This window comes from [Clostridium] symbiosum ATCC 14940 (assembly GCF_000466485.1).
In the GTDB taxonomy this organism is placed as follows: domain Bacteria; phylum Bacillota; class Clostridia; order Lachnospirales; family Lachnospiraceae; genus Otoolea; species Otoolea symbiosa.
In genome coordinates, this window is record NZ_KE993037.1 from 1 (window position 1) to 5,321 (window position 5,321).

General features: G+C 46.9%; 7 protein-coding genes. 2 read left to right on the forward strand and 5 right to left on the reverse strand.

The window, feature by feature from the left end:
• Positions 1–143: 143 nt before the first annotated feature.
• Positions 144–557, forward strand: a complete 414-nt coding sequence (locus CLOSYM_RS20760) for a hypothetical protein (RefSeq protein WP_021643685.1) — start codon at positions 144–146, stop codon at positions 555–557.
• 93 nt (positions 558–650) lie between these two features.
• On the opposite strand, the gene CLOSYM_RS20765 is transcribed toward CLOSYM_RS20760, so the two are convergent.
• Positions 651–2,069, reverse strand: coding sequence for a DUF4454 domain-containing protein (locus tag CLOSYM_RS20765; protein ID WP_044903063.1), 1,419 nt, complete (start codon positions 2,067–2,069; stop codon positions 651–653).
• Between the two features lie 11 nt (positions 2,070–2,080).
• Complete coding sequence (locus tag CLOSYM_RS20770; protein ID WP_227072917.1) at positions 2,081–2,338, reverse strand: hypothetical protein; 258 nt, start codon at positions 2,336–2,338, stop codon at positions 2,081–2,083.
• Between the two features lie 228 nt (positions 2,339–2,566).
• On the opposite strand from CLOSYM_RS20770, the gene CLOSYM_RS20775 reads away from it, so the two are divergent.
• Positions 2,567–3,379 carry an enoyl-CoA hydratase/isomerase family protein gene (locus tag CLOSYM_RS20775; RefSeq protein ID WP_003511159.1) on the forward strand — a complete coding sequence of 271 codons (813 nt, stop codon included), beginning with the start codon at positions 2,567–2,569 and terminating at the stop codon, positions 3,377–3,379.
• Between the two features lie 135 nt (positions 3,380–3,514).
• On the opposite strand, the gene CLOSYM_RS20780 is transcribed toward CLOSYM_RS20775, so the two are convergent.
• Genes CLOSYM_RS20780 through CLOSYM_RS20785 form a run of 3 tightly spaced genes read right to left on the reverse strand, consistent with a single transcriptional unit; the run spans position 3,515 to position 5,273 of the window.
• The gene (locus CLOSYM_RS20780) at positions 3,515–4,360 is read right to left on the reverse strand and encodes an ABC transporter permease (protein WP_021643688.1); all 846 of its coding nucleotides are present in this window, start codon (positions 4,358–4,360) and stop codon (positions 3,515–3,517) included.
• Positions 4,357–4,500 carry a hypothetical protein gene (locus CLOSYM_RS23905; RefSeq protein ID WP_021643689.1) on the reverse strand — a complete coding sequence of 48 codons (144 nt, stop codon included), beginning with the start codon at positions 4,498–4,500 and terminating at the stop codon, positions 4,357–4,359. The genes CLOSYM_RS20780 and CLOSYM_RS23905 overlap by 4 nt, the downstream gene beginning before the upstream one ends.
• Entirely contained in the window at positions 4,497–5,273 is a 777-nt protein-coding gene (locus tag CLOSYM_RS20785) for an ABC transporter ATP-binding protein (protein ID WP_021643690.1), read from the reverse strand. Before CLOSYM_RS20785 ends, CLOSYM_RS23905 begins: the two co-directional genes overlap by 4 nt.
• Between the last annotated feature and the right edge of the window lie 48 nt (positions 5,274–5,321).

The following is a 5,321-nucleotide window of genomic DNA, read 5'->3' on the forward strand; positions in this document are numbered from 1 at the left end:
ACACCGGACATGGTCCGTTCCGGCCGCGTCCTCCACACCTCAGTTAAATCTCCATACTGTGCATATTCATGATATAATAATACCGGAAACCCGCAGGCAGGGGTATGCCAAATATTTATAACATTAATTTAGGAGGTTGATTTATGACAGGCAATACTGATGAAATGAAACGATTTATGGAACGGCTGGAGAAGTCCAATGCCGGACAGGAAAAATATGCTAAGCTGCAATACAGGATGAGCCAGATTACTGCGGCTGCCAGTATCCTTATTCTCTGTATTGTCCTCTATACGGCGGCAACCGTTATTCCGAGGGTTAACACACTGTTTAATGATATTCAGGCTTCCGTATCCAATATACAGAAGATATCTAAGGATCTGTCCGATGCCAATCTTCCCGAAATGATTGATAATATGGACCGTCTTGTCACAACCAGCGAATCCAGCATCGAGACAGCGGTGGAAAAGCTTAATTCCATTGATTTTGATTCGTTAAACAGCGCGATCCGCGATCTGGCTAATATTGTAAGACCTCTCGGAAAGCTGTTCGGAGGCTGACTCAGTCCTCTGCCTTTATGGCAGAGAGAAAACAGGCCAATCCGGATTGGCCTGTTTTCAGAGTCCTGTTATTTTACGGGCGATGAGCCGGTATCAGTCACCCTGGAAATAAATTGCTTTTACATATCCTTTTGAATCCCTTTCAAGGATGTTTCCATAATAGGGCTGAGGACCATATGGCCCTTCTTCATTAAAATCCATAACCCGGTAATTCCCCGGTGATTCAACGATACTCTCCCGCGGCATATCAAAATAACCGTAATATTCCTCGCAGGCTCCTTTCAGAACATAAACTACGCCCTGATAAACCCTTTTAAACCTGGTGTCCGCACTGTTTGCCCAGAAGCTATACAGGCCGCTGTCAGGATTATACGTGCTCATAACGTAATCTCCCTCTGCTTCGTCACCGAATACATACTCTCCATATTCCGGCGTCTCTGCCTTCTTTAAAGTTTTTTTCTCACCTGTCAGCTCATCCGTTACCAGTTCCAGCTCCGCTCCGCCGTCCAGCGCTTTATACTGCTCCGCCGTCAATGTAATCGGAACTGAGATCGTTCCCTCCGCCGCATAATATAATCCTTTATCAACCGCGTGTTCTTTATCGGAAGCCAGTTCTACCTCAATCTCGCCATACTCGGGAAGCAGTTCAAGGTATGGCGCAGGCTCCAGGGCATCGTATTCTTTTTTTGCCATTGCAGCCTGACCAGCATCATACTTCTCTTCAGCATCATTTAAAAAAGCAATATTCCTTTTTATGAGACCTCCGAGGATCGCTTCATCAAACTGTCCTGCTTCAGTGTTTCCCCTGTACCACGGCTCCGCCTCATAATATTCAGTCAGATCAGCGCTTTGAAATTTCCTGCCGTATACTGCATAAAACTGATTCCGTATGATACGCAAGTCTTCCCTGCTCATGCCGAGCAAATCCGTGTCATTCAGAGGCCTTCGAAATCCTTCCGGCAATTTCAGATTATCATTATATGAGTAGTAAATCCCTGCGTCTTCCCCGTCTCCCCCCAGGGAAACCGTCCCGTCCCGGTTCAAGCTAAGCAGACAGAAATTCCCCCCGCCTCCGGACATCTCATCTTCCAGATTATAGGTATCAACTCCCGCCTCATATGGAAGTTGATACTCCGCAAGCCCTGTGACCGCGTTGGAGCGCTCTGCATCTGATCCTTCCATGCTTCGCTTGTATACTGTGATACATAAATTATCCCGTTCCTCTGCTTTTCCCGGAATGACAGACAGTCTGTATCTGAAATCCCCGGCTTTGAAATAAGAGCCGCAAAACTGCTCCCACTCTTTGTTGTCCGGCGCTTTTGAAGTCGGAGCTTCTGTTTTCATGCCGCTCTCCGTCTCTTTATCACCGCTGTCTTCCCTTTTATTGCCGGCATCTTCCTGCGTTTTCCCGGTATCCGGGAGGCCGGTTTCTTCCTCACCCCGTCCGGGCGAACAGGCGGTAAGCGATAATGCCGCAAGCAGTATCAGCATACATTTAATACTCTGTTTCACAAAAATCCCCCCTAGCCTTTATTTTCCAGCAGTTTCCTCAGCTTCTGCATCAGTGTCTTTTTTTCTGTCCCTTTTGATATCAGGTATTGCTTTTCCGCTTCTTTCATAGCCTTATCCGGGTTATACCGGGGCGCAGGTGTGCGGGAAGGTGTTCTGCCGTGTGTTGATTCAAACTCCTTCAGGCCGGCATTCAAATCGGTCCTTGTTTTCTGTTCCCACCCGCTATACATATTTCCTCCTCTCAGCACATCTTTTTTTAATTTTACCATAAGCATAATTTCCATTCCATTTATTTGACCGGTCAAAATCATTGCGTTTTTCTTACAATTCAATTTTGCAGTTATATTTCTTCTCAATAGGGATATAGATAATTCTGTGCTGTTAAAACCTTGTTATAAGGTTCCGGCAGGATTGACAGCAAAATAGAGGATCATTATAATGGTATAAAACTACGGCCTCAGTTAGAGGCTGATAGAAACAAGGGAGATAAGAATATTATGGCAGATTTAATTTATGAAGTAAAAGACCATTTGGCCCGCATTACGATGAACCGGCCGGAGCATCTTAACTGTTTCAGCGAGGAAATGATCCGCCTGTGGACAGCAGCGCTGGAGGATATCCGAGATCGGGATGATATTTATGCAGTTCTCCTTTCCGGAAACGGTAAGGCATTCTGCGCAGGCGGCGATGTTAAAGCCATGGCCGCAGGGGACGGTTTCTTTGAAAGCCATGATGATATTACCTCCACTGCTCTCGCACGGAAAAATTCACTCTGGAAGGGAATTCAGCGTATTCCGCTCATTCTGGAGGAAATTGATAAGCCGGTGATTGCAAAGATACATGGAGCTGCCGTCGGCGCCGGACTGGATATGGCGCTGATGTGTGATGTACGGATTGCATCGGATACGGCGACGCTGTCTGAAAGCTATTTCAACGCCGGGATCGTGCCTGGAGACGGAGGCGCATTTTTCCTGCCCCGGCTGGTCGGACGCGACAAAGCTCTGGATATGTTCTGGACTGCCCGGGTATTAAAAGGCGAGGAGGCGGAACGCATCGGACTGGTAACCCGTACCGTAGCTGCCGATCAACTGGATGATTATGTGGAAAACTATATGCATAAGCTTCTGGAAGCTCCGCAGCAGGCCATGCGCCTGACCAAACGCGCGATTTACCAGAGTGAACAGAGTACTCTGCGTTCTTCTCTGGATATGGTATCCTCTTTTATGGGGATTGTGACCGAACTGGATGATTACCGCACGCGTACGGCTGCCCTGGTTGAGCGGTTGAATAAAAAATCGGATAAAAAATGATAAAACGGGGAACCGAAGCTTTTGCTTTACGGTTCCCCGAGATTTTTCACGGATGATGGAAAGCCGATGTCTTGTTTTATCCCGAAATGCAAGAAATAGAACCAACGACGTATGCCAATTCCATATGTTACCCCCTTACCTCGCCGGCGCGCCACCGCCGCGCATACCCGTAGCTATTTTTACCGTAGAGAAGTCCGCCTGATTAAATTTGCGGATACATAGAACAAAGAAAAAGGCACCAATCAAAACTGTGATTGCCAAGCCCATTATTGGCGTAATCACAAATCCGCCGATGGCAAATGCCATGCCCTGCTCTAAAAGTTCCGTCGGGTTCAGCTTGTGCGCACCCAAGGCAATATAGCGGAAAATGGAGGTTGTATAAGTCAGCGGGTTCAGATAGACCACCGGCAGGAGGAAACTAGGCATTATCGTCGTGGGGATGTATGCGCCGGAAACAAAGGGCAGGGGCATCATGACCATGGAACTGACCGTTTGAAAGGCAGGGGCGTTCCGCGAAACTATTGCAAGGAACAGGCCGATAGTGCTGAAAGTCATAGCCGAGATCAGCATCACTATCAACATCAGCAGAAATTGTAAAATTGAAACATGAAGCCCCAAAAAAATGGCAAGTATCATCATAATGGCTCCCTGCAAGGTTGCGACCAATGCTCCCGCCGCAATGTTGCCGATGGAAATTTCACTGCGGGAAATTGGGGCCACCATGACTTCTTTCATGTAACCACCTGCGATGTCAGTCAAAATCTCGGAGGAGTGGTTAATGCCGGTTTGGAAATCAGTCATGATGATGACGCCGGCCAGCAGATAGCTCATGGGCTGGCCCAAACCACTCATAGAGGATTTCATCAAAAATGAAAACATCACCAGCATAAAAACGGACATAAACAGACTTCCGAATAGCCTTGCCTTGTTGCGGATGTAGTTCAGCAGATTCCTTTCAATAATTGCGACGATAGGGTTCATACCTCTCGAATCTCCTTTCCTGTAATGGCAAGGAACACTTCATTTAGCGTCCCTTTTTTCACTTCAAAATCAATGATGGTTTCCTTGCAGCAAAATAAAATTTCCAGAACCATCGGTGCGTTCTTTATGCGAAAAATCATACGGTTCCCATTTTTTTATAAGAAACACCTCGCTGTGTCAGTGCGCTTTCCAGTTGTTCCGTCTGTGTGCAGGCAACGTTCACCTCTGTGTTGGTATATTGGCATTCCAAGTTCTCAGGCGTGTCGCTGGCAACGATTTTACCGTGATCCATGATAACAATTTTCGAGCAGATCTCTGCCTCGTCCATGTAGTGAGTAGTAAGGAAGATTGTCATATTCTTTTGTTTTTGAAGCTGCTGAATATATTTCCAGACACTAGCCCTCGTCTGCGGGTCGAGTCCGGTAGTCGGCTCATCCAGAAACAATACTTTCGGATTATGAACCAGTCCCCTCGCAATCTCAGCCCGCCGTTTCATACCGCCAGACAAACTGCCCGCAATGGCCCCTTTCCAATCTGTGAGTTCTACCAATCCAAGAGCGAAGTCAATGCGTTCCTGCACCTCGCTTTTCGGTACTTTGTAGAAGCTGCAATGATATTTCAGATTTTCCTCTACAGTCATTTTTGTATCAAGGGTTGAATCCTGGAATACGATTCCAATGTCTTTTCGTACCAAATCTCGTTCGCCGGAAACATCATGCCCATTGATGATTAGGTGTCCCTCAGTTTTGTCCAGGATGGTACATAGCGTGTTGATGGTTGTACTCTTGCCCGCACCGTTGGGGCCAAGGAAAGCGAAAATGCTGCCCTCGCCCACGGTAAAGGAAATGTCATCTACTGCTGTAAAATTTCCATACTTCTTTGAGAAATGTTCTACTTGTATGATTGGGTTCATTTCATTACCTCCAAAATCAGCACCACCGGCTTAGCCGGTGGTTTGCTC

Excerpts from the sequence above, each read along its gene's own strand:
- CLOSYM_RS20760 (WP_021643685.1), top strand. The coding sequence starts at position 144 with ATGACAGGCAATACTGATGAAATGAAACGATTTATGGAACGGCTGGAG.
- CLOSYM_RS20770 (WP_227072917.1), bottom strand. The coding sequence starts at position 2,338 with ATGGTAAAATTAAAAAAAGATGTGCTGAGAGGAGGAAATATGTATAGC.
- CLOSYM_RS20775 (WP_003511159.1), top strand. The coding sequence starts at position 2,567 with ATGGCAGATTTAATTTATGAAGTAAAAGACCATTTGGCCCGCATTACG.
- CLOSYM_RS20780 (WP_021643688.1), bottom strand. The coding sequence starts at position 4,360 with ATGAACCCTATCGTCGCAATTATTGAAAGGAATCTGCTGAACTACATC.
- CLOSYM_RS23905 (WP_021643689.1), bottom strand. The coding sequence starts at position 4,500 with ATGATTTTTCGCATAAAGAACGCACCGATGGTTCTGGAAATTTTATTT.
- CLOSYM_RS20785 (WP_021643690.1), bottom strand. The coding sequence starts at position 5,273 with ATGAACCCAATCATACAAGTAGAACATTTCTCAAAGAAGTATGGAAAT.